We start from the raw sequence: 22,036 nt of genomic DNA, 5'->3' as shown, positions 1-22,036 counted from the left end.
TAAGCTATTTCAATATAATTTTACCCCGATGCGCTCACGAACAATATTCATTTTGGCCGCCGCTCGCTCCCGGGCCTTCTCCCCGCCCTCTTTTAAGATTTTCAGCACCTCCTCTCGCCGACTCTCCCATTCTTTTCTTTTTTCTCGTAGCGGTGAAATGAAAGCAGTTAAATCTGTAATTAAGGCTTCTTTCAGAGACTGATACTTTCCGCGGCTTTCCGAATATAGTTTTTCAACTTCCGCGGCGGGTTTTACCAGAAGATGAATGGCTTTCACATTCGTCGGCTCCCCCTCTCCTGAATCAGTGACGATGCTCATTACCGATTTCCTTATTTCCTCATCCGAAGCAAAAAGTGGAATGGTGTTGTTGTAACTTTTGCTCATTTTCTGTCCGTCAATGCCGGGCACCGTTTGAACTTCACTCAAGATCATTGGCTCCGGCAGCTTAAAAGTTTCCCCGAAAATTCGATTGAATTTTTCAGCCGTATCTCGAGCAATTTCCACATGCTGTTTCTGGTCGCTTCCTACCGGAACGACGGCCGGATCATAAAGCAAAATATCAGTGGCCATCAACATCGGATAATTAAAAGTGCCGGCGCTAATTTCCTTATTTTTGGCTAGCGCATCCTTGTAGGCGTGAGCGCGCTGAAGATATGGCATGGTGGTAATGGTGTCAAAAATCCACGTTAATTCAGTATGTTCCGGCACATCTGACTGCTTAAATAAAATTACCTTTTTAGGGTCAAGGCCGATGGCTAAATAATCCATCATCACTCCGACAATATTTTCGGTCATTTCGTCGGCATTTTGAATGAAATTGAGGGCATGATAATCGGCAATCATCACCAGACTGTCATATTTATCCTGCAATTGTACAAACTGGCGCATGGCCCCAAAATAATTGCCAATATGAGGTCGGCCGGTTGGCTTAACGCCGGAGAACATGATTTTTGAGTTTGCCATTAGGAAAATAATAGCAAAAAATGGCTTAAAACTGAAATAAAATAATTAGCCCAGCCACTTTTGATGGTGGCTGGGCTAATAAAATCACGAAACATATGGTTCGAACTCCGGCCGCAATGGCAGAAGCCTTCGCAGTCGGCCAGTGGTGGCTTCGACATGCACGACACCCTCTTCCATTGCCTTCGCTGGAATAGGGCGATCCATGGGCAAGATAACCACGCTCGGCTTGATCTCTCTGCAAAGTTTTGAGTGCTCGAGATAATCTCGCGAATCTAGCTTCACGTACTGAATCTCTTTTCCCGGAAAGGCATGTTCGATGGCGAGAACTTCTTCCTGAAGCAAGTCCTTTTGCTCACGACGCAGAATTCCAACAATGATTTTATCCAAAAGACCTCCTTGGTTTATTTTCCGAATTATACCATCTTTAAATAAAAAATCAAGTAGCGGATAATTCCACAAAAAAAGTAGAACCTTTTCCGGCCCCTTCCGATTCGGCCCAAATGCGCCCTTTATGAACTTCCACGATTTGTTTGGCGATATAAAGGCCGTAACCGGTGCTGTCAACATTCACTTTAGTTGATTCCTTGCCGCGCCCGCCTTCGGTGAAGAGGCGCTTCTTATCTTCATCTGTAATTCCAACACCACTATCCTTTACCCAAAATAAAATTTTGTCTCCATTTTTTCTCAAGCCAATCGTGACGTTCCCCTTCAGGGTGTATTTAATGGAATTATCGATCAGATTTCCGATAACGTGCTTACTCAATTGTTCCCCGTCTCCGATCAAAGCATAATTCGGTTCTTGATCAATCTGACTTTCAAAACGCAACCCTTTATCGACGGCGGCCTTTCGGTGACTATCGATCTGATCGATTACTAACTTCCTAAAATCAAGTGATTCTCTTTTGTAGGTAACTGTACCACTTTTCAAATTGGCGGCGCTCAAAATGCTCATGACGGTCTCTACCCCTTCCTGATTATCCTTCAATCCTTCTTTAGCCACAGACTTAACATTCTCAGAGACTTCCCCGAAATCCCCCTCCAAAATACCGGCAAAAGCGGCCTTGCTTTTGGTCAGATACCCCTTAATTTGATGACTAATAAAGTGGATTAAACCCTCTTGTCTCTCATTGGCGCGCTCCAATTCTTCTCTTTGTTCGGCAATAGTTTCCACAAAACGGTTCATCAAGATGCTAATTGCCAAAACAATTAAAAAGACTGCGGATCGAAAAATAATTAAAACTAAAGTATTGGAAAAAATAATTTCAAGAAATGACACTACGCATAGGACTGAAGTAATAACCGAGACACTAGCTGCTCGAACGTTTAATAATTTTCGCTGATAAATGGCATAACTAGTCAGGGCTATTAAAGGGAAATTGAACAAGGCCCCATAGATAATATAGTGTGAATCTCCACGGAAAGCAGGATAAATGAAAATAAAAGTAATGATCAAAAAGAAAGTGGTGAGAGTGCCTATCAAAATATAGACGAGCGGCGCTTTCTGACCTGATTTAGCCCGAACAATCTTGCGAATTAAAATAATGAAGGCACTAATAAGCAGAATAACAATGGTTAGCCCGAAAAAAGGAATTAAGGGACCGGGCAGGAATGAAATTAAATGACCATCTCCGGAGTAACTTCCTGGAGTGGCCGCTACTAAGTTACTCAAAGTTAGTAGAGATAATAGGCAAACCCAGGGAATTAAAAATCTCTGATAATATCTCGGAAAAGTAACCGTCTCTTCCGGCAACACATACAGGAATTTAAAAAAGTAATAAGTGTGCCAAATAGCGCAAAAAAGTTCTCCTCTTATCAAGAACAGCTGGTTGGGTAGGATCAACTGGTAACTTAAATAGTTTAGAATGCTCCAAACTATCGAGACTACCGACAACATCAAAAAAGTTTGGTTGGTAATGCTTCGCCGATTATTGATGTAGAGAGTAAAGCCCAGAATACCAATTCCGGCCGTAACGATTCCTACTGTCAAAAGATCAAAGTTTTGAAAGACATCCATCGTTAAAATTCTATCAGGCTATTTTCTTTTTCAAAATACTGTCAGAAGTTAATAAGTATCTTCCGGATACCACTTTCTCTCCGCTTAGAATTTTTCTTGCGCCATGACAGAGGAGGGCGCCGCGCAAAAACGTCCATTCGGCTAACTGCGGAATGCTTGGGATTTCCGTACCAATTTTTTCAAAAGCTTCGTTTAAACGTTGAGAATGCAGATCCTTCCCGATAAAATCCCGCGCCAACATCACTCTTTCTCGCAAGTTGCCTTTGCTGGGCACAACATTATTTATCCCTTCAATGACTTCCGCCCTCAAGTTGCCCGCCATAATTGGCAAATCAGGTTCCAAATCATATCTTTCAATGTCTAAAATGCCATCAGCGGTGACCATAATCACTGGGATCCGATGAAGCTTAGCTCTTTCCCGGATAAGAATTTTCAATTTTAAATTGTCCATTTCCTCAATGAGTAGGTCAATTTTAGGCTCAAGAAGAAATTTATCAATATTTTCCGGCTTAATTCCATCTTCATACAATTCTATTTCCATGAATGGATCTATTTCGAATATTTGTCTAGCAGAGATTATGACTTTATTTACTCCTAAATTATCAATGCCGGTATTAAAACGGTTCATATTCGACACAGATAAAGGATCAAGGTCAGCCAATTTCATCTGACGGGATCCTCCCTCTAGCGTAATACAAACGGCCCCCGGATTACCGACATTTAGACCGGCGAAACCAATTCTCGCCCCCTCGAACTTTTTCTGTTCCTCCAGGGTAATCAAGTGACTATTTCGAGACGTCCGAAGTTCTATATAATCAGATTTCGCCAAAAGGTGAATCAGACTTTTCCTCCAAGGGAAATACACCCAAACTCCTTCGTCGGGATCTGTTTTAGATTCTGTCTTTGTTTCGGTTGGATGAGAAATTTTAGATGGATCCCGAACTTCGGCCAATTCTTTATTCTGAATATGAAAAGTTTCAATTATTCGGTCAATTGCCCCACTTTCTATAAGATCTGCCACGGCCTTTTGATCCTTCTGCGTTTTTAAATCAAAAATAGAGGGTTGCCAGATCGTATCCGGTTTGTGAGGTTGTTTTTTAATTTTAGAGAAGAGATCCATGTCAATTAATAATTTTCTTTTCTAATCGATGACGGGGCGTGAATTTATGAAGGGAGTCTATTTTCCCTACCGCAAAAAGAAATTGTGGAATTTCAGTCGTATTTAAAATTTTCTGAACCTCTTTATAAAGATCAGCCATTTCAATAGAGGCTACAAAAATGGAAGTCTGCAGATCTTGACTCTGAAATTCAAGCATGAGTCTTTCGGCTAATAGCCCAGTTTCGAGCCAAGTGTGCGGATCATTCTTCTTGGCGCTTATAACTACTAAAAGCGGAGCAGATGAAATACTTTGATAATTTTTGTCGGCTAAAAAAGGGCCAATATCCTTCAGACGAACTAAAGTAGGAATAATGAAAGACAAAAACAGTGGCATTTTAAGCGCGTAACCGTGGAGCCCTTCTTTTTTCGGCGAAAGACTATTATTCATCCATCGAGACATTTCCCTTCTAAAAATAGGTTTTTGATAAGCCATACGGAGACCCCGTGCCGTTAAACGGGCAAGACTATTTATTTTATCTCGATCCACAATGAGGTGAAGAGTTAAATTATCGGTATAACCACTCTTTTGCATTTCAGATTTGACTTCGTCCAAAGTAGACAAATTGATTTCGGTCTTTTGGAAAACTCCACGGGCATTAATTCTTTTCGGGATCGTATTTAAGAGATTCCCGTAGTTATCGAGCTTATTGGCGGGTTCGGAGAAAATTATTTTTGCAAGAAGATTTTTTTCCTCGAACGGACCGAGATTAACAATGGGAGCCATACCAAAATATTTAGCGGCGATATTCAAGTTTTCCACCGCGCACCCGATACTTATATGCAGATCGCGAGTTAGAGGATCTCCTACCGGAATCAAATATTTTGGATCGTAATAAACCTTACAGACATTATTCTCAATTTTAAAAAGCCATGGCTGGCTGTTGTGAGTCGATGGCGCCAGAACGGCGTAACTCAATAAAAACTTAATACGGTCTGACTGAGTTACCATTCGATAAAAATTTGATAATTTAATGTCCCTAGGGTTCATTTCTTTAACTCAAAATTAAATAGACAAACAAGCTTTTTGGAAGAAGATAGATAAACTTTTCATTTTTTCTTTAGACCATTTTATCCACTTTCTTTTTCCTCCGTGTTTAAAAGTAAATCTAATCAAGACAATCTGATTCATGTGTTTATTTTATCATTAAAAATCCCCGTGGGCTAAGCGGGGCTCAATCACCGTAGAATAATACCGCATTCACCTGCCGAAGATTTGATTTTATCTGCATGACGAGCAGATTCAGGTTCATCAATATTTCCACCGACTGAACGACCCATTGATTCTTTTAAAGATTAATTCTAAGATGTTGTTGATGCTTAACAACACAAAAAATGACTTAACTTCCATTGGATTAAGTGAGAAACAAATCACAGTTTATGTCTGTTTAATAAAGCTCGGGACCGCAACAGTCAGTGTGATAGCTAAAGAGGCAAAAGTTAATAGAAGCTCGACTTATGTCATCATTGATTCTTTGCGGAAACGCGGTCTGGTGGAGTTGGTGGTGGGTCATAAATGTCAACAATTTGTGGCAGCTACCCCAGATGCTATTCTGAAAATCGCAGAAGACGCTGTAAAAGACCGTACTCTTGCTTTAGATTCGGTGAAAAAAATCATCCCTGAATTGCGTGCTTATCATAAAGAAACACGATACAAGCCAACCGTGAAAGTATATGAGGGCGTTGAAGGATTGAAAAATACTTATCATGATATCTTTTCTTCTGAGGCGAAAGATTTAAAGACTTATGCAAATCCAGGGACTATTTTTAAAATTTTCCCGAACTTTCTAGAAGAACATAATATACCTCGTATTAAAAAAGGTATAAAGATGCGGGCAATAAATCCTGCCAACAAGGAGTCTGTAGCTCGCTGGAGAACATTGCCCAAAAATATACCTGATCAAATCTCGCTCATACCAGAAAAAGAATATAAATTCCCTTGTGATATGGCTATATATGGGAATCGAGTAGCATTAGTAGATCCCGTAAAAAAATTTGGAATTATCATTGAACATAAAGAAATAGCGGAGATGTTCAAAAATAGTTTTAATTTAGCGTGGAAAGAGGCTCAGAGGTTACACGAACGGATCAAAAAATAGTTTAGCGTTGTTTTTTAACCCACTTTTGTTTAATGCCCGGGCGAAAATGTTCAGGATGTTCATTTGGCCAAAAGACTAAGCGTGGATAAGCTCGCTTCTTCAAAAAATTTGAAAGTTCCCGATACTCCGAGTTTTTCAGGCGCAAATTTTTCACAATCTGCGTCAAAGTTCGAGCCTTCAATGCTTGAGAGGCGTTTTTGTTTTTTTGAAGTTCCAAATTGATTTCCAAGTACTGATTCTGGAGGTGATCATATCGAGTAATGAGAGTAACCTTACCGGTTAAATAGGTTGAGATTGGTTTTGTCAAAAGAGCTTCCCGCACTGTTTCCGGATAAATCTGCAATCCGTATAGAGTGGTGGAAAGATCGGCTCTTTCGTAGACATAAACAAAAGGAAATTTCAAAATGGTTTTGGATATACCAGCCTTTTCCGCTTCCCGCAAAATATTTATACCGTGATTGCGAAATATTCGAACGACCTCTCTGAAGGTCATGGTTCCCCCGTGGTCACCAATATCGTATTTGATTAAAGGTATGGTGCTGTCCCCGGAAAGCAGAATACGACCATTATTGGAAACAAAATGAATAAATTCCGGATTATACTGCGCAAAAGTAGGAGTTTTTGAGATTGATGAAAAAAGAGAGTCAAAAAGCTCCGGTTTTCTTTGGGCTAAACGGCGCATTAGAATGCTAATTGGCGTTTCAAAAGCCATGGCGCCGATATCCGCACTGCCGTAGATATTCATCGTATCGAGAAGAACATTTTTGAGACCGGCTTTCTTTGCAATATAATCACGAAAACCTTCTGTAAATGCCTCGGCCGCAAAAATAAGTCTTACATTCATTTTGCGCAAATTAACACCCTGACTAGGTGCCTCATCAACAATATCTTTTATAAACGGAGCGTACCCAACCATAATGACCTCATCAAAATTGTAGGCGATCTTTTTCAAGGCATTGAATATCTCTGCTTTATTAATACCTGGTGTAAGAATAGATATAGATTCACCTCTATCCCCCATTATTTTAAAGGCCTGATAAGTGAGAATTCCACCAATCCAAACACCCATACCGAAACAAACGATCACTAAAGTCGATTTATCTTTAGAATCTGAACGATATTTATAAAAAAGATCATGAACCCATGCGGCTTGATTATCGACAAGTTTTTCGCGCGGGAAATAAAATGGCTCGCCCGTTGATCCGGACGTGGAAGTAAAAATAAGATGATGACGCATAGAACCTTTCCAGGTCAACTCCTTTAATGGATATCGACGAAGGTAGTTGGACTTATTCATTATTGGGATAGTCAAAAAATCTTTTGATCTCGAAATATCAGTTGCATTTAAGTGGTTTTTTTTGAGAAACTTTTTATAAGCCACTACGTTTCTTGCTGCTTTTTCAAAAAGTTCTAACGTTTTTCTCTCTCCATTCATGGGTTTCATTTGAATCCTTATTTAAGCGATTTTTTAAGAATTTTAACACAAGACATTACCTAATCCAAATTTATACTATGAAAGATGCTAGCCGAATCAATAAAACTATTAAAGACTTAAATTTAAATAATAATTTTTGTTAAAAAACTTCCGCTGTTTATTATATATAACAGAATCTCATTCTATAATTGTTTTTGGACTTAATCACTGTTGGCGCGCAGAGGCAGTATTTTGCACATGTAGAAATTTATTTCCTAATTGTTGTTGGCTATAGACAACAATTATTGCCACACTATTCTTATTTTGTTATAAGACCTAAGAATAAATTCATGAAAAAGTATGAATTACTGTGTGTTTGCGGAAACAGACTATTCGCATATTTTAAAAAGGATAAAAAAGCTCCTAAATGCTGTTATTTAAATCAAATCTTGCCTTCCGATTTAATTAAATTTCAATCTGACTTAAATAATACAGATCCGGATAATGTTCGACTTCTGATATGTATAGAATGTCATCATATGATTGGAATGCCTATTAAACGCAATGGAGAACTTGCGTTTCTACTTCGCCAAAGTCGCTTTAAAGAAAAAGAAATGCAGAGGATTCCGCTTCCAAATAAAACAAGTGGATAATGACGTTATTTTTGACGACACCGGTTTTTTTGGTAATGTCTACCGAGTGAAAAATAGTCCAACAAATGGCACTAAAAGCCACCAGAAGAAATCTTTGGAGGTTGAGAGATAACGAGCTAACGGTAAGGAAACAGAGTAGACGTTTGTTAAGGGCACCACTCTATAGAAGAAAACGATGATCAAGATCAGAATGGAGATGGAAAGAATAGCGGCTTGCAGAAACTTTCGATTACTATTGAAGCCGAAATCCCCGAAGACAAATCGATTAAAAATAAGATGAATTGGAATAAGAAATATTAGAAAGATAACGCATTTGGAAACAAAGATCTGGCCGGCCGTCGCTTTAATTAATAGAAGATTATTAACGTAAGGAAAGTTCAGGAAAAGCAGAATGGCCGGATAAAAAGCCAAAATTAAGGAAACCAGCCGCTGCTTGCCCCAATACAAACCGTAGACGGCGGTCAAAATAAAAAGAATTACTAGAATGCTTAGATCAGCGCCGTATGAATGGGTTAAGGAATTGGGTAAGAGGGCCAAAATAGTTTTCATCTCTATATTTTAACATAATAGTTGATATGATTAGGGCATGGAAAAGAAATGTACTCATATAAGCAGTATTAAAGAGGTCAAACCTAAAAGTTCTGGTTGTGAAGAATGTTTGAAAATGGGAGATAAATGGGTTTCACTTAGACTTTGCCTCAGTTGCGGTCATGTGGGTTGCTGCGATTCATCCAAGAACAAGCACGCTACTAAACATTTTAAAGCAACTGGCCATCCAATCATTCAATTCTTTGGACCGGAGCAAAATTGGCGCTGGTGCTATGTTGATGAAATGTTTATTTAAATCCCCTCTTTTTTGAGTTCTTCAATTAGCTTTTTGCTTTCTTTAGAAAGTTTTTTCGGCAACTCAATCTGAATTCGGATCATTAGATCCCCGCGACGATTGGTTCGCTCGCCCGGTACGCCTTTGCCTTTAATTCGCAAGATTTCTCCAAAAGTGATGCCGGCTGGAACCTTAACCGTAACTTTTCCGTCCAAAGTCTCAATGGGGATCTCGGTGCCCAGGAGTGCCTCGCTCAATTTAATTTTCAGGGTCATGTAAAGGTTTGAGCCTTCCTTAGTGAAAACTGGATGAGGTCGCACATGGATTTTGACGTATAGATCTCCGGCCGAGCCGCCTGAAATAGCTTCGCCTTCGCCGGAAAGTCGGATCATTTCGCCGTTATTGATGCCGGCGGGAATTTTGATTTTGATTTCGGTCTGTTTTCTTTCCACTCCCTCACCTTTACATTGTTTGCATTTTACTTTCGGCACTTGGCCGCTACCGTGACAAGTAGGACAGACTATAACCGTATTAAAGACGCCCAAAAACGAACGGCGGGCTTCATTAATCTGTCCTTGGCCGTTGCAGGTCGGACAGGTTTGCATTTCGGTGCCCGGTTCGCCACCACTACCGTGACAATGACTACAGACGCTGGTTTTGGTCAGGAGAACATTGCGCTCGGTGCCAAAAACCGATTCAGCAAATGGAATTTCGAGATCGATGGAGATGTCACGACCTCGTGCGGAGCGTCTGGAAGCACGGCCTCCGCCGAAGAAGTCGCCAAAGATATCTCCGAGATCGAAGTCCTGAAATTGACTTGGGTCAAAGCCTTGACTGAAATCAAAGCCGCCGAAGCCTTGGCCGGCGCCTCCAAATCCGGCGCCGGCCTCTCCATACATATCGTATTGAGCTCGTTTCTTCTCATCAGACAACACAGAGTAAGCTTCGCTAGCTTCTTTGAATTTGGTGGCGGCGGCTTCGCCGCCGCCTTTATCCGGATGATACTTATGTGCCTGCGCACGAAAAGCCTTCTTGATCTCGTCTTTCGAGGCCTTTTTATCGATGCCTAGAGTTTTGTAATAATCTTTCGCCATCTTGACTGATTAAATTTATTATGTTATTTTATAAGTGGAGGGAATATCAATGAAAACAACTCTGATTCGATTCAAAATCATCCTTTTACTAATGTGCAGCGGGGCTTGGGCAGTAGTTATTCATCATTGGAAACATCCGGCTAATCCCAATCCCACCGAACATAGAATAGCTATGGCTCTGATGATCATGGGGTCTCTTGGTCTCACGTGGTCATTTTTCAGAAGTCTGTATTTCACGAACCGGCCAGCGTCTTCTTGATGCTGGCGGTTTTTTATTTTGTCTCTGCATCCCTAACATTTCCTTCTGGTCCGCCAGTTTGATCACTGCCGTTCTGGCCATCTGTTTGCGTGGAGCCAGTCGAGGAGTTGCTTTGGTTAGCTTTATTAATTGCCTCTCCTACTTTCGATAATTCGGTAGATAACTCTTCCGTAGCCTTCTTGATTGCCTCTGTATCAGTTCCATCTTTTACTCCCCGCAAAGCAGTGACCTTCTCTTCCACTGAGGTCTTTACATCGGCTGGTACTTTATCACCGCCATCTTTTAATGATTTCTCCGCAGTGTAAATCAACTGCTCGGCCAAGTTCTTAACCTCAACCTCCTGTCGTTTCTTTTCATCCTCAGCTTTGTTAGCTTCAGCTTCTTTCTGCATTCTATCGATTTCGTCTTTTGAAAGACCGGAGCTTCCTTGGATGGTAATGGACTGCTCTTTACCACTTGCTTTGTCTTTGGCTTTGACATTCAAGATTCCGTTTGCGTCCACATCAAAGGTTACTTCAATCTGCGGCATACCTCGCGGAGCCGGTGGAATTCCATCAAGAATGAATCTTCCGAGTGATTTATTGTCTTTAGCCATGGCTCTTTCACCCTGAACGACATGAATCTCAACCGAAGTCTGATTGTCCGCGGCAGTCGAGAATATCTGCGAGCGGGAAGTTGGAATGGTAGTATTTCGATCAATTAATTTAGTGGCCACATTTCCCATGGTTTCAATTCCAAGTGAAAGTGGAATAACGTCGAGAAGCAGCACATCCTTCACATCTCCAGCCAAAATTCCTCCCTGAATAGCGGCACCCAGAGCTACTACTTCATCAGGATTGACAGTCATGTTCGGATCTTTGCCGAAGTAATTTTTCACTTCCTGCTGGATTTTCGGCATGCGAGTCTGACCACCGACCAAAATGATCTCATTAATTTCATTCAGTTTGAAGGGCGATGCTTCCATGGCGCGCTTGGTAATCTGCATGGCTCGATCAATGAATTCAGCCGTCAATTCCTCAAGCTTGGCGCGAGTCATTTTGATAAGCAGGTGCTTCGGACCATCAGCGCCTGAAGTAATGAATGGAATATTCACCTCCGTTTCTAAAGCAGTTGAGAGCTCAATCTTGGCCTTCTCGGCTGCCTCATCTAATCGCTGCTTGGCCAAAGGATCGGTTAGCAGATCAATTCCCTGCTCCCGTTTAAATTCATCAGCTAGCCAATTGATGATTTTCTGATCAATGTCTTTACCGCCAAGGTGAGCATCTCCATCCGTTGACTTTACTTCGATGACATCGCCGCCAACTTCCAGAATGGAAATATCGAAAGTTCCGCCTCCGAAGTCAAAGACGGCAATCTTTTCATCTTTCTTTTTGTCAAAACCGTAAGCTAAGGCCGCCGCCGTTGGCTCGTTAATGATTCTTTTAACATCGAGACCGGCAATCTTTCCAGCATCTTTGGTGGCCTGTCGTTGGGAGTCGTTGAAGTAAGCCGGCACGGTAATAACCGCCTCCGTAATGGTCTGCCCGAGACGCGCTTCGGCATCCTTCTTTAATTTCTGAAGGATCATGGCCGAAATCTCTTCCGGTCGAAACCATTTCTCACCCATTTTTACCTCGATACCGCCATTTGAAGCCTTTCGACTCTCAAACGGCACGGCCTTAATATCTTTCTGAACGGCGGCTTCATCAAAGTTGTGCCCAATGAAACGCTTGATTTGAAAGATGGTGTTTTGCGGATTAGTGACACTTTGGCGTTTGGCCAAAAGCCCTACCAATCTCTCTTTTGTTTTTGATTCGGCTACGATGGAAGGTGTGGTACGAGCGCCTTCAGCATTTTCCAAGATCTTTGGCGAGCCTGCCTCCATCACTGCCACGGCCGAGTTTGTAGTTCCTAAGTCAATTCCAATAATTTTTGCCATAGTAAATAATTAATTTAGATGCGATTAATAAACCGAACGAATCTAAATTACTTATTTGGTCCGCGAGTCTTTTGAGTCGAGAAGAATTCCGCTTCTCTAAATAAAGATAAAAAGTATGGGGAAGGTACGATATCAGCACTCTCGACAGGGAGGCTATCGGCTTTCGGCGAAGCCAGAAGGAATGGTTTAGTCGAAATATTTTCCTCGAAAATTATGAAAATATTTCGACTCTCCAATTCCCTCTTCTCCGTCAGCAAAAGTATATATTCAGCTTCATTCAGGACTTTCTGTCCCAGAATTTTTGATTCATTACTCTCATTAAATACAATAACGGAAGCCAGCCAGCCGCTCGAGAGCTTCTTTAGGAGAATTACCGATTTTTGGTTGTAATTTTTGATGACCTCTAACATTTGATTTTTATTTTACTTCTTACTTGCTACTCTCCCTGCCCTTTTATTCATAAACTTTTACTAAAGCCGGTCTCAATAATCTTTCCTTCATTTTATAACCTTTCTGAACCACTTCGGCAACGGTATGACTTTTTTCCACCCCTTCTGATTTTACTGAAGCAATTGACTGATGAAAGTTTGGGTCAAAAGAATCACCAACCTCTCCGAAAGCTTCGACGGCGTTCTTACTTAATACGGTGCGAAGCTGCTGATCAATACTTTCCAGACCACTCCTCCATTCTTTCGGGACGTTTTCGTCCTGTTTCATCTTACTGATAGCGGCATCAAAACTATCCAAAACCGGCAAAAGCTCCTCTACCAATCTGGCCGAAGCATACTGAAGATGTTCGGCATTCCGCTCTTCATCACGTTTACGGGCATTAATGAATTCAGCCTTGTCTCTCTGCCAATTGTCTAGATATTTTTGTTTTTCCGCTACTGCTTCCTTTAATCGTTCTCGGAGCCTCTTTAACTGATCCTTGCCGGGCAATTCCTCACCGTCTTCGTTGGTTTCAACGATTTCCTCCTCCTCTGGTTCAACTTGATCTTTTTTATTTCTCTCGGCAGTCATTGACTAATATTAATGGTTATCTACTATAGAAAAAGATATGGACTCCATGAGCGATACGGCCGTGCTTATTTCCCTCTCATTTCCAATTGTTCTCCTCGTTCTTGCGTTTTGGGAAATACTTTTTAAAAAGTTTCGGCGACATTGAAGCCTCTTCTTGGAAGGAGGCTTTTTATTATCTCTTGCTCCACTGCGGCGCCTTTCGGGCTTTCTTGAGACCGAATTTTCGGCGCTCCTTCATTCGCGGATTACGCTTCAAAAAACCTTCTTTCTTTAGTTTTGGTCGGAGCTCCCGATCATATTCTATTAAGGCTCGGGAGAGTCCGTGGCGTAGAGCTTCCGCCTGTGAGCTAATCCCTCCACCTTTCAGTTTGACCGTTACCTTGAATTTTTCTGTCAAAGCCGCCTTGTTCAAGGGACTGGTAGCCGTCAGTCGAAGTTCGGCAGTCGGAAAATAAGACTCCAAATCCCGATCATTAACTAAATAAGATTGTTTTGATTCAGGCAAAATCCGAACGCGAGCAATTGAAGTCTTGCGTCGCCCCACCGCTTCTATGTATCGTTTTGTCTCAGTTGTAGCCATTATTCCGTGATAATTAATTGCTTGAGCATTCTAGCCCGAAGTTTGTTTGGCGGCAACATCCCGCGAACGGCCTTGCGAAATGCTTCTGAGTAGCCCTTCTTGCCGATCAACCGCTCCAGAGTTACTGTCTTCTGCCCACCAGGGTAACCGCTGTAAAACTGATATGTTTTACCTTGGCGTTTTTTAGTATCAATATTAACGGCCGAGGCGTTGATAATGCGCACCGTTTGATTTGGAATACGATGACGGGCAAAATCCGCTCGATTCTTACCCATCAAAATTCGGGCCGCCTCTGATGCGACTCTGCCCAATTTTTTATCTTTTGCGTCGATAGTGTGTTCCATAGTATTAAACTAATTCAATTTGAGCCATGCGACTACCATCACTCAAGCGGCGCGGCAATTTTACAATTCGAGTATAACCTCCGGCCCGATCCTGATAACGCGAACCAATTTTAAAAAGTTTGTTAACTTCCTTGCTTTTGGTAATTTTTGCAGCCACTAAGCGCCGATTGGCTAGGCTATCCTTTCGACTTCTGGAGATCAATTTTTCCACGTAAGAGCGCAGCTCTTTGGCTTTAGCCTCGGTAGTAACAATTTTTTCCTCGCGAATTAAATTTCGGGCAAGACTTTTCAGCAAGGCGCTACGTCCTTTTCGTTTTAATCCTAATTTTCGATTGCTATTATGGTGACGCATACTATTCTTTTAATGAAAGGCTGGAATCTTTAAGAATCTTTTTAATTTCCTCGAGACCTTTGGCTCCCAAACCTTCAATCTCTAAAATATCTTTCTCCTTCTTTTTGACCAGACCTCCGAGAGTCCGAATATTTCCGCCAATCAGGGCATTAATGGTTCGCTGTGATAAGTCCAATGATTCAATTCTGGTCTTCAGCAAGTCATCATAATCTTCTTTGTTTTCAGTTTCACCCGCCGGAGTTTCACCCATTGATTCAGAATGAGTAATTAAAATTTCCTCCTCTTCCTTGAAACCAACGATGGCTTTCAGTTGGCTAATCATAATTTCAATGGATTTCTCCAAAGCTTCTTTTGGAGAAATCGTTCCGTCCGTTTCAATAAACATCTTTAATCGATTGAAGTCGGTTCGATCACCCACTCGCATTTGCTCAACATCATAATTAACTCTTTTAATCGGGCTAAACGGAGCATCTAGAGCGATAGTACCAATCTCCACCTTCTCTTTCTGGAGAGCCTCTTTTGAAATATAGCCAATGCCTTTCTCTACCGAAAGCTCCATGTTAATTTCTCCGTTTTTATCGGTGATTTCAGCCAGATACTGATCAGTATTCATAATTTGAGCCTGTCCCGGAGCTTTGATATCGGCAGCGGTCACCTTTTTTGCCCCTTTGACTTTCAAAGTAAGCGTTTGCGGCTCGTCGGTTAAAAGCTGGATTCTGACTTTCTTGAGGTTGAGAATGATATTTATAACATCCTCTTTTACACCAGAAATAGTGGAAAATTCATGACTGACGCCGTCAATTTTAATTGAAGTAATGGCCGAGCCCGGAAGCGACGACAAAATGATGCGGCGGAGAGAATTGCCGAGAGTATGACCGTAACCGGGGTAAAGTCCGTCAATTTCAAAATTACCTTGAAATTGATTTTCATTAACTACTCGGGGTTTTGATGGTAAGAGGACGTTGTAATCAGCCATATGTTTGCTATTAGCGCGAGCTTTGCTTGCGCTTCTATTAATTAAATAAATAAATTAACGCTTATAAAATTCCAACACCGATCCCAAATCAAAAACCAAACTTTGTCCGGCCAACTGCGGCACTCCTTTAACTTCAGCGGTCTTGGTTTTGATATCTAAATTAAGCCAGTTCGGAGTCTCCTGTTCAGCAAGCTTCTCATCCAAATCCTGAAAAAGAGCTTTGGCGGCGCTGCCAGCCCGAATACCAATCTTGTCGCCAACCGAAACCTGAAATGACGGAATGGTAACTTTTCGGCCGTTAACCGTAAGGTGGCCGTGAGAAACCATTTGTCGGGCGGCTAATCTGGTTTTAGCCAAGCCAAGGCGATATGCTACGTTGTCCAAACGTCTCTCGAGCATGGAAAAAAGTCTTTCCTGTGGGGGTACTTTACTCATTTGCCCGATTACCTTATTAACATAATTGCCAAATTGTTTTTCGGAAATCCCGTAAGAAAAACGCGCCTTCTGTTTTTCCAAAAGCTGTTGACCATAGTCGCTGCGAGCTCGCGGTCGGCCACCTTTGCTTTTTCGATCGGCACTCAGCTTGAATTTAGTGGTCTGAGTTTTTTCAAAGACCGGAGCACCGAGGCGTCGAGCGATTTTAAATTTTGGGCCAATTTTCATAAATTTTTAATACGTAATTTGTAGAAAGCAATTGAATAAATTAAACACGTCGGGGTTTCTTAGGTTTTGGACCATTGTGGGGCACCGGTGTTACATCTTTAATAGACGTAATGGCAATTCCCTTTGATACAAAGCCTCGAATGGAAGATTCGCGGCCGGAACCGACTCCTTTGACTACTACCGCCACTTCTTTTAAGCCCATGGTCTGGGCCTTGCCGCCAACGGTTTCGCCAACTTTAGCCGCGGCAAAAGGTGTTCCCTTTTTGGCTCCTTTAAAGCCGAGTGAGCCGCTGGAAGACCAAGCTAAACTATTGCCCTTAGGATCAGTGAGTACTGCCTTCGTATTATTATAGGTAGACTGGACGTACAAAATGCCTGTGTCTACGCGCTTTTTAGAGACGATTGAAGGTGCCGCTTTTTCAGCAGCTCCGCCTTCTTCTCCTTCTTTTTTTACAATTCGTTTCTTACCCATTGATCGTTTGAATTATTGTTTATGATTATTGGCTCTTTTACTTCTTCTCGGCTTTCTTGCGTCCGGAGCCCATGGTCTTCTTCACCCCTTTCAGAGTGCGGGCGTTTGTTTTGGTGCGCTGTCCGCGAGCCGGTAATCTTTTGGCGTGTCGGCTGCCGCGATAAGATTTAATGTCTTTCAGACGTTTAATATTGGAAGCCACTTCTCTTTTCAGATCTCCTTCTATTTTGTAAGCTTCCACGATTCGGCGAATTTCATTCTCTTCCTCAAGTTTCAAATCTTTAGCTTTTCGGCCGTAATCAATCTTAGCCTGCTCTAAGATTTCTTGAGCTCTTGGCCGGCCAATACCATAAAGAGTGGTCAAGCCAATCTCTAATCTTTTATTATCTGGAATGGTAATACCTAAAATACGCATATTGATTGATTAACCTTGTCGCTGTTTATGGCGGGGATTAGCTTTGCAGACAATATAAACGTAGCCCTTTCGACGAACTACCTGACATTTTGGACACATTTTTTTGACTGATGCTTTAACTTTCATATTAATTAAAATTTCTAGCGACGAAAAAACCACCCGTCTCCATTCTTATCTTAGGGTCTGGGTGATTGTTGTGCTTAAAACCTTTTGACAATCCTTCCCCTGCCTCCGTACGGATCAAGTTCTACCTGAACTTTATCTCCAATTAAAACTCTGATTCGATTCAATCTCATTCGGCCTCCAAGATACGCCAAGAGTTCCTCTTCTTGATCATCCAATCTGACCTTGAATAAGGTATTGGGCAAGGCTTCAGTCACTACCCCAGTGGCGCTTGGAGCTTTCTCTTTACTGCTAGCCATTTATATTTTCTTGCCGAACATATTAAATTAAACCAGTAACCTCAGCATAACAGAAATAAGGCCCTTTAGTCAACGGTGGAGGTGGCGCTTTCAATTTCAACCTTAATATTAGCCGTTTTATTCGGAAAAGACCAGCGCCAGAATGGTTTGAAAACTACCTCGGCTTTTTCAATGGAAGGATATTTAGCTAAAACGGCTGAAAGTCCTGAACGAGAGATTCCCTTCAGATCATTTTTTAATTTCTCAATATCTACCAAGGAAACTAGCTTCAAAGTACCTTCCAGTTTAAAAGTGAAGTCGGCCGAGCTTGAGGCGGTTGATTGAAAACCGTTCGGATTTGTAAAACTGAATTTTAAATTCTCAATTCCCGCTAGAGTACTACTTGAATAATTGACGGAAAGGTTATCTTGGAAATATTTAGCCAAAATATTGCGATTGAACAGAACGGCGTAAGCAGTAGCGCTTTCCCGCACCGTCAACTTTTGAGTAGTGCTGGTGGAATTAGCTGCCGGAGAATAAGTAATGGTAAGAGCGTCTGGATAAAGAATAAAGTCGTCGGGCTTTTGAGAATTGGCTTGGGTTATAAATTGATTTCGTAGATCTGCCTCAATTTGAGTTTTGGCGGTAGCGATATCGGCGGCCGAAGCTGTGGCAGTAGTACCAATGAAGCCTCCGGTAATCGGTGTTTTTGAACGGGCATAGAATCCTTGATATTTAGGCGTGCCTTTAAAACCCGGAATGGTGAAATCTTTCAAACCAACATTATATTCTTCGCCGGCCTGATCGGCATAAACGGTTGCTTCAACGCTGCCTGCCGTTACCTGTCCGTTAACCGTGCTCTGCCCGGGCACTGTTATATCTTTATCGATTCGGAAAACCAAACCTTCCGGAGTCTCAAACCGAGTAGTGGCTACTAGTGATTGTGGACTGGAACTGTAATTGTTGTAGATGATAATCTCTCCAGAAGCCTTGTTAGCCACATTCTGCGTTCCATTGGCCGTTACATCTTTGCTGCCAGTCTTTTCCAATGTGATCACGGCATACGGCATGGTTCCCCCGCTTCCATTTGGGTCAGCGTTGATAGTTTGATTGACTGTTACATCCTGACTGTGAGGAATGACTTTTATATTCGCGCCGGCAAATAAATAAGAAACGCCGAAGAAGAGAAAAATCAGGGCAATTAGGGCCAGAAGCCAGAGGCCAGCTCGCCAATAAGGATCTCGCTCTGATCGTTCTTCCAGATCGGGAGGAGAATCGATGGGGCGGGGCCCGACTATTTCTTCGTTAGGCCTAATCTCCGGAGTCTTTTTTATTCTCACCTCTTCCCGGGGTGGAACTACAGGAGAAGGTCGTGCTTTAATCTCCGGTTCAGCTTTTGGTCGATGAGTGAGTGGCGGCGGTGGAGGTGTCGGTCGATCGGGTCGCTCCCGTCCTTCCGGTAAGGGAATGTCCCGAATAGATCGTTTTTTTGGTGGAATGATATCTTGGAATTGATTGGCCATAATTGGAGAATTGTTTATCTCATTCTAACTCATTCGTTCCCGATTCAAAAGGGTTTGTTTGGCGAAAATGATAGCCACCGCCATTCCGGAATCGAGAGGTAAGCGATTGAAGTCAATAAATTGTACGAAGTCCAGAGCCGAAATATTTCGAATATGAAATTCTCCCTGATTGAAAGAAAACTGACTGTAATCTTCTGGTTGAATCAAATCGGCAAACAGATTTTCTAGCTGGTGATGCGACAATAAGTAGCAGGCGGCCGGAAGCGCCACTCCTCCCGAGAGATTTTTGAAGGCCTCCCCAATTTGAGCCGCCCATTCCTTCCTGAAGACGGCTAGGGATTCTCCCAATTTCTCCCCAATCTGTTTTTCCAACTGATCACCTTTGTACATTTTTAAAAGAGAAAAGGCTACCTCGGGAGTAACATTCAGGGCCTTTGAAACTTTATCCAGTAAGCCGGCAAAACCAATTGGAATCGAAATAGTTTCCTGTAGCAGATTGTCCTTAACCAAGGAAATTTCGCTGATTAAATTCGTGACATTAATTAAAAGAAAATCCTTGGTCTCTTTCAGAATATCCCGAATGGTAACGAAACTGGCCAAGGCCAAAGTGTGAAAATGGTAAGCCGAAATCGGAAAATATCTGGATAAAATATTTTCAATCTCGCTTAGGAATTTTTTCTCCGTCAGACTTTGAATTACCGAAACTTCCAGATCGGTTGCTTTTTTATTAATCGGCGAATCCGTGACGTAGCCATTTAGAGCAATGTGAATAATTTTTCTTTCCAAGACCGTGACTTCTTCTTGCTCCGGAGCTGAATCTTTATCGGTTGATTCCAATAATTCCGTGATGGTTTTGTCTTTAATTAAGAAGGGTTCATCCTTTTTCAATTTATAGGTTTTGGTCAGAGCGTGATACCAAGGAGCGGAAACGATGGCTAAAACTGCGTTTACCTTCTTATTCGTAAGGTTGGCATCTAGAATAGCTTTTTGCATCCGACCGGCGAGTGCATCCAATTTTCTATAGACAACTTCTTCCAGCTCCTTCTTAGACAAGCTTGCCGAATTTCCGAGACTTTCTCGATCCAGTAACAAAATTTTCGGTAGATCTGTTTTGGATTGACTGATTAAAGCACTCTTCAGTCCTCCGTTACCAATATAAAAAAGCAAAACTTGTTTCTCCATTCTCTTTATTATAGCGCTTATCGACTCTATTCCAAGACAGCTTTTATTCGCCGAACACCGGCAGAAACCGCTTCTTCTTTAGTGATCTTAAAATGTCCCAGAATCCCGGTTCGCTCCACGTGTGGCCCGCCACAAAATTCTCGGCTGAAGTATCCATTTTTCTCATCACCGATCGAATAAACTTTGACAACATCTCCGTATTTTTCGCCGAAAGCATGAACGGCGCCGGTTTTCTCGGCCTCCTCCTTGGACATCTCCTTAAAGGAAACCGGAAGATTTGCCTCGATTTTGCTATTGACCAAATCTTCCACCGCCTTCTTCTGCTCATCGGTCATTTTATTCGGATAACTGAAGTCAAAACGCAGGCGCTCCGGCGTAATGTTACTTCCCTTCTGCACCACTTCTTTCCCGAGAACTTCTCTCAAGGCCGCGTTCAATAAATGAGTAGCGGTATGATATTTGACGGACATCTCGGATGTATCAGCCAGACCTCCTTTGAATTTTTGTTCGGCACCGGCGCGAGAAATTTCCTGATGTTTCTTAAGCTCTTTTTCAAAATCTTCTCTGGTCAGCCGCTCTGTTTCTTTTGGAGCAAGCTCTTTTATTAAATCGAAGTCAAGTCCATAGCTTTCAAATAGCAAAAATGCATTCGATATATCAATACTCTTCATCTTGCTTAATTCCTTTAGGCCCTTAGGAAGACTTTCATTAAATCTTATATATTCATTTCTAACTATATCCTCAACACGGGAAAGGTCTAAAGATGGATATATGTCTTTATATTTTATACAGACTGCCCTCAATATATCCTCATAATTCATGGGTACCTTTTTCGAAATACTGGCTAAGTAATAATGAGTGACAATTCTTTTTAAGAGACGGCGCAAAATGTAACCTCTTCCTTTGTTTGTAGGTTCCACACCATCATTAATAAGGAAAACGACCGCGCGGGAATGATCTAAAATTATTCTTTTGGTTCTTTCGTCAAAATCACTAAGTATTTGACCAAAAGAAAATAAATCTGTTTCAAAAACTGTGGGTGTCTTCTGAACGACTTTCGCTAAGCGCTCTAATCCCATTCCCGTATCGATTCCTGTGACTTTTAGCGGCGCAAGTCCTTTACTCTTATTCTGAAAATACTCATTGAAGACGATATTCCAGACCTCAATGCCATCTACGTATATTTCTGTAGTTGGACCGCACGGCCCTTCCTCACCGGTTGGTCCCCAAAAATTATCCGATCGCCCAGCCTTTTTAATAAGAATGTGCTGATCAATAGTTCGCCAAATTTTTTCTGACTCTGTATCGGAAGGCACCTCCCCTTCTCCCTGAAAAACTGTTACATAGTCAATCTTTAAACCCAATTCTTTAGTAATAAAATCATAACCATATTGTATAGCGTCTTTTTTCCAATAGCCTCCGAAACTAAAGTTCCCCAACATCTCAAAAAAGGTTAAATGGCTTTCATCTCCCACCTCTTCAATATCAGAAGTTCGAATACACCTTTGAATAGAAGCAGTATTTAAGGTACCAAAATCTTTTTTCGCGTCGGCAAGCCCAATAAAATATGGTTTAAATTGCTGCATACCCGCAGTAGTGAAAAGCACGCTATTATCATTCTCCGGCACGAGCGATGCCGAAGGAATAATTTTGTGTCCCCTTTTTTCAAAAAATTTTAGAAATCGCTCCCGAATTTCGGCTGAATTCATGCCCTA

Annotated in this window: 26 protein-coding genes; 3 read left to right on the top strand and 23 right to left on the bottom strand. The window is 41.7% G+C overall.

All coding sequences use genetic code 11. The features are described from left to right. Positions 1 to 9: 9 nt before the first annotated feature. From trpS to VFA52_01520, 5 genes are all read right to left on the bottom strand, one after another. A complete protein-coding gene (gene trpS, locus VFA52_01540; GenBank protein HZS42880.1) occupies positions 10 to 963 on the bottom strand; it encodes a tryptophan--tRNA ligase in 954 nt (317 codons plus the stop codon). An 84-nt stretch (positions 964 to 1,047) separates the two neighbouring features. Further along, complete coding sequence (locus VFA52_01535) at positions 1,048 to 1,350, bottom strand: hypothetical protein (GenBank protein ID HZS42879.1); 303 nt, start codon at positions 1,348 to 1,350, stop codon at positions 1,048 to 1,050. 49 nt (positions 1,351 to 1,399) lie between these two features. Beyond that, complete coding sequence (locus tag VFA52_01530) at positions 1,400 to 2,977, bottom strand: HAMP domain-containing sensor histidine kinase (GenBank protein ID HZS42878.1); 1,578 nt, start codon at positions 2,975 to 2,977, stop codon at positions 1,400 to 1,402. Between the two features lie 13 nt (positions 2,978 to 2,990). Next, entirely contained in the window at positions 2,991 to 4,097 is a 1,107-nt protein-coding gene (locus tag VFA52_01525) for a ThiF family adenylyltransferase (GenBank protein ID HZS42877.1), read from the bottom strand. 1 nt (position 4,098) lies between these two features. Beyond that, positions 4,099 to 5,124 (bottom strand): hypothetical protein, encoded by a 1,026-nt coding sequence (locus VFA52_01520; protein ID HZS42876.1) that lies wholly within the window; start codon positions 5,122 to 5,124, stop codon positions 4,099 to 4,101. 289 nt (positions 5,125 to 5,413) lie between these two features. Between VFA52_01520 and VFA52_01515 the strand changes: the two genes are divergently transcribed. Next, the gene (locus VFA52_01515; protein ID HZS42875.1) at positions 5,414 to 6,232 is read left to right on the top strand and encodes a helix-turn-helix domain-containing protein; all 819 of its coding nucleotides are present in this window, start codon (positions 5,414 to 5,416) and stop codon (positions 6,230 to 6,232) included. A 1-nt stretch (position 6,233) separates the two neighbouring features. Here the strand turns inward: VFA52_01515 and VFA52_01510 are convergent, their stop codons facing one another. After that, positions 6,234 to 7,469 carry a hypothetical protein gene (locus VFA52_01510; protein ID HZS42874.1) on the bottom strand — a complete coding sequence of 412 codons (1,236 nt, stop codon included), beginning with the start codon at positions 7,467 to 7,469 and terminating at the stop codon, positions 6,234 to 6,236. A 527-nt stretch (positions 7,470 to 7,996) separates the two neighbouring features. On the opposite strand from VFA52_01510, the gene VFA52_01505 reads away from it, so the two are divergent. Next, positions 7,997 to 8,299: a hypothetical protein gene (locus VFA52_01505; GenBank protein HZS42873.1), complete on the top strand. Its 303-nt coding sequence runs from the start codon at positions 7,997 to 7,999 to the stop codon at positions 8,297 to 8,299. A 39-nt stretch (positions 8,300 to 8,338) separates the two neighbouring features. Here VFA52_01505 and VFA52_01500 read toward each other — a convergent pair whose 3' ends face one another. Then, on the bottom strand, positions 8,339 to 8,848 hold the full coding sequence (locus VFA52_01500) for a hypothetical protein (protein HZS42872.1): 510 nt from the start codon (positions 8,846 to 8,848) through the stop codon (positions 8,339 to 8,341). 37 nt (positions 8,849 to 8,885) lie between these two features. On the opposite strand from VFA52_01500, the gene VFA52_01495 reads away from it, so the two are divergent. Then, positions 8,886 to 9,143, top strand: a complete 258-nt coding sequence (locus VFA52_01495) for a UBP-type zinc finger domain-containing protein (protein ID HZS42871.1) — start codon at positions 8,886 to 8,888, stop codon at positions 9,141 to 9,143. On the opposite strand, the gene dnaJ is transcribed toward VFA52_01495, so the two are convergent. The 16 genes from dnaJ to VFA52_01415 all read right to left on the bottom strand — a co-directional run bounded on the left by dnaJ (position 9,140) and on the right by VFA52_01415 (position 22,030). Further along, positions 9,140 to 10,216, bottom strand: a complete 1,077-nt coding sequence (gene dnaJ, locus VFA52_01490; protein ID HZS42870.1) for a molecular chaperone DnaJ — start codon at positions 10,214 to 10,216, stop codon at positions 9,140 to 9,142. The genes VFA52_01495 and dnaJ overlap by 4 nt on opposite strands. A 272-nt stretch (positions 10,217 to 10,488) precedes the next feature. Continuing rightward, on the bottom strand, positions 10,489 to 12,393 hold the full coding sequence (dnaK, locus tag VFA52_01485; protein ID HZS42869.1) for a molecular chaperone DnaK: 1,905 nt from the start codon (positions 12,391 to 12,393) through the stop codon (positions 10,489 to 10,491). Positions 12,394 to 12,440: 47 nt separating this feature from the next. Further along, positions 12,441 to 12,803 (bottom strand): hypothetical protein, encoded by a 363-nt coding sequence (locus tag VFA52_01480; GenBank protein ID HZS42868.1) that lies wholly within the window; start codon positions 12,801 to 12,803, stop codon positions 12,441 to 12,443. Between the two features lie 43 nt (positions 12,804 to 12,846). Then, entirely contained in the window at positions 12,847 to 13,413 is a 567-nt protein-coding gene (locus tag VFA52_01475) for a nucleotide exchange factor GrpE (GenBank protein ID HZS42867.1), read from the bottom strand. 172 nt (positions 13,414 to 13,585) lie between these two features. Next, a complete protein-coding gene (gene rpsI, locus VFA52_01470; protein ID HZS42866.1) occupies positions 13,586 to 13,993 on the bottom strand; it encodes a 30S ribosomal protein S9 in 408 nt (135 codons plus the stop codon). Beyond that, positions 13,993 to 14,337, bottom strand: a complete 345-nt coding sequence (rplM, locus tag VFA52_01465) for a 50S ribosomal protein L13 (GenBank protein HZS42865.1) — start codon at positions 14,335 to 14,337, stop codon at positions 13,993 to 13,995. Before rplM ends, rpsI begins: the two co-directional genes overlap by 1 nt. Positions 14,338 to 14,341: 4 nt before the next feature. After that, on the bottom strand, positions 14,342 to 14,689 hold the full coding sequence (gene rplQ / locus VFA52_01460) for a 50S ribosomal protein L17 (GenBank protein ID HZS42864.1): 348 nt from the start codon (positions 14,687 to 14,689) through the stop codon (positions 14,342 to 14,344). Position 14,690: 1 nt separating this feature from the next. Next, entirely contained in the window at positions 14,691 to 15,665 is a 975-nt protein-coding gene (locus VFA52_01455; GenBank protein HZS42863.1) for a DNA-directed RNA polymerase subunit alpha, read from the bottom strand. Between the two features lie 54 nt (positions 15,666 to 15,719). Then, positions 15,720 to 16,328, bottom strand: a complete 609-nt coding sequence (gene rpsD / locus VFA52_01450) for a 30S ribosomal protein S4 (protein HZS42862.1) — start codon at positions 16,326 to 16,328, stop codon at positions 15,720 to 15,722. 40 nt (positions 16,329 to 16,368) lie between these two features. Continuing rightward, positions 16,369 to 16,800 carry a 30S ribosomal protein S11 gene (gene rpsK / locus VFA52_01445; GenBank protein ID HZS42861.1) on the bottom strand — a complete coding sequence of 144 codons (432 nt, stop codon included), beginning with the start codon at positions 16,798 to 16,800 and terminating at the stop codon, positions 16,369 to 16,371. A gap of 37 nt (positions 16,801 to 16,837) precedes the next feature. Then, on the bottom strand, positions 16,838 to 17,215 hold the full coding sequence (gene rpsM, locus VFA52_01440) for a 30S ribosomal protein S13 (GenBank protein HZS42860.1): 378 nt from the start codon (positions 17,213 to 17,215) through the stop codon (positions 16,838 to 16,840). 9 nt (positions 17,216 to 17,224) lie between these two features. After that, a complete protein-coding gene (gene rpmJ / locus VFA52_01435) occupies positions 17,225 to 17,341 on the bottom strand; it encodes a 50S ribosomal protein L36 (GenBank protein HZS42859.1) in 117 nt (38 codons plus the stop codon). 74 nt (positions 17,342 to 17,415) lie between these two features. Beyond that, positions 17,416 to 17,637: a translation initiation factor IF-1 gene (gene infA, locus VFA52_01430; protein ID HZS42858.1), complete on the bottom strand. Its 222-nt coding sequence runs from the start codon at positions 17,635 to 17,637 to the stop codon at positions 17,416 to 17,418. A gap of 65 nt (positions 17,638 to 17,702) precedes the next feature. Beyond that, positions 17,703 to 19,139, bottom strand: a complete 1,437-nt coding sequence (locus VFA52_01425; GenBank protein HZS42857.1) for a hypothetical protein — start codon at positions 19,137 to 19,139, stop codon at positions 17,703 to 17,705. Positions 19,140 to 19,163: 24 nt separating this feature from the next. Continuing rightward, on the bottom strand, positions 19,164 to 20,321 hold the full coding sequence (locus VFA52_01420; protein HZS42856.1) for a hypothetical protein: 1,158 nt from the start codon (positions 20,319 to 20,321) through the stop codon (positions 19,164 to 19,166). A 26-nt stretch (positions 20,322 to 20,347) separates the two neighbouring features. After that, the gene (locus VFA52_01415; GenBank protein HZS42855.1) at positions 20,348 to 22,030 is read right to left on the bottom strand and encodes an alanine--tRNA ligase; all 1,683 of its coding nucleotides are present in this window, start codon (positions 22,028 to 22,030) and stop codon (positions 20,348 to 20,350) included. Positions 22,031 to 22,036: the final 6 nt, after the last annotated feature.

The sequence above is a fragment of the Candidatus Paceibacterota bacterium genome, assembly GCA_035652395.1.
Classification (GTDB): domain Bacteria; phylum Patescibacteriota; class Minisyncoccia; order Phycocordibacterales; family CAJBRS01; genus JADGRH01.
This window is presented reverse-complemented; position numbering and strand designations above follow the sequence as displayed.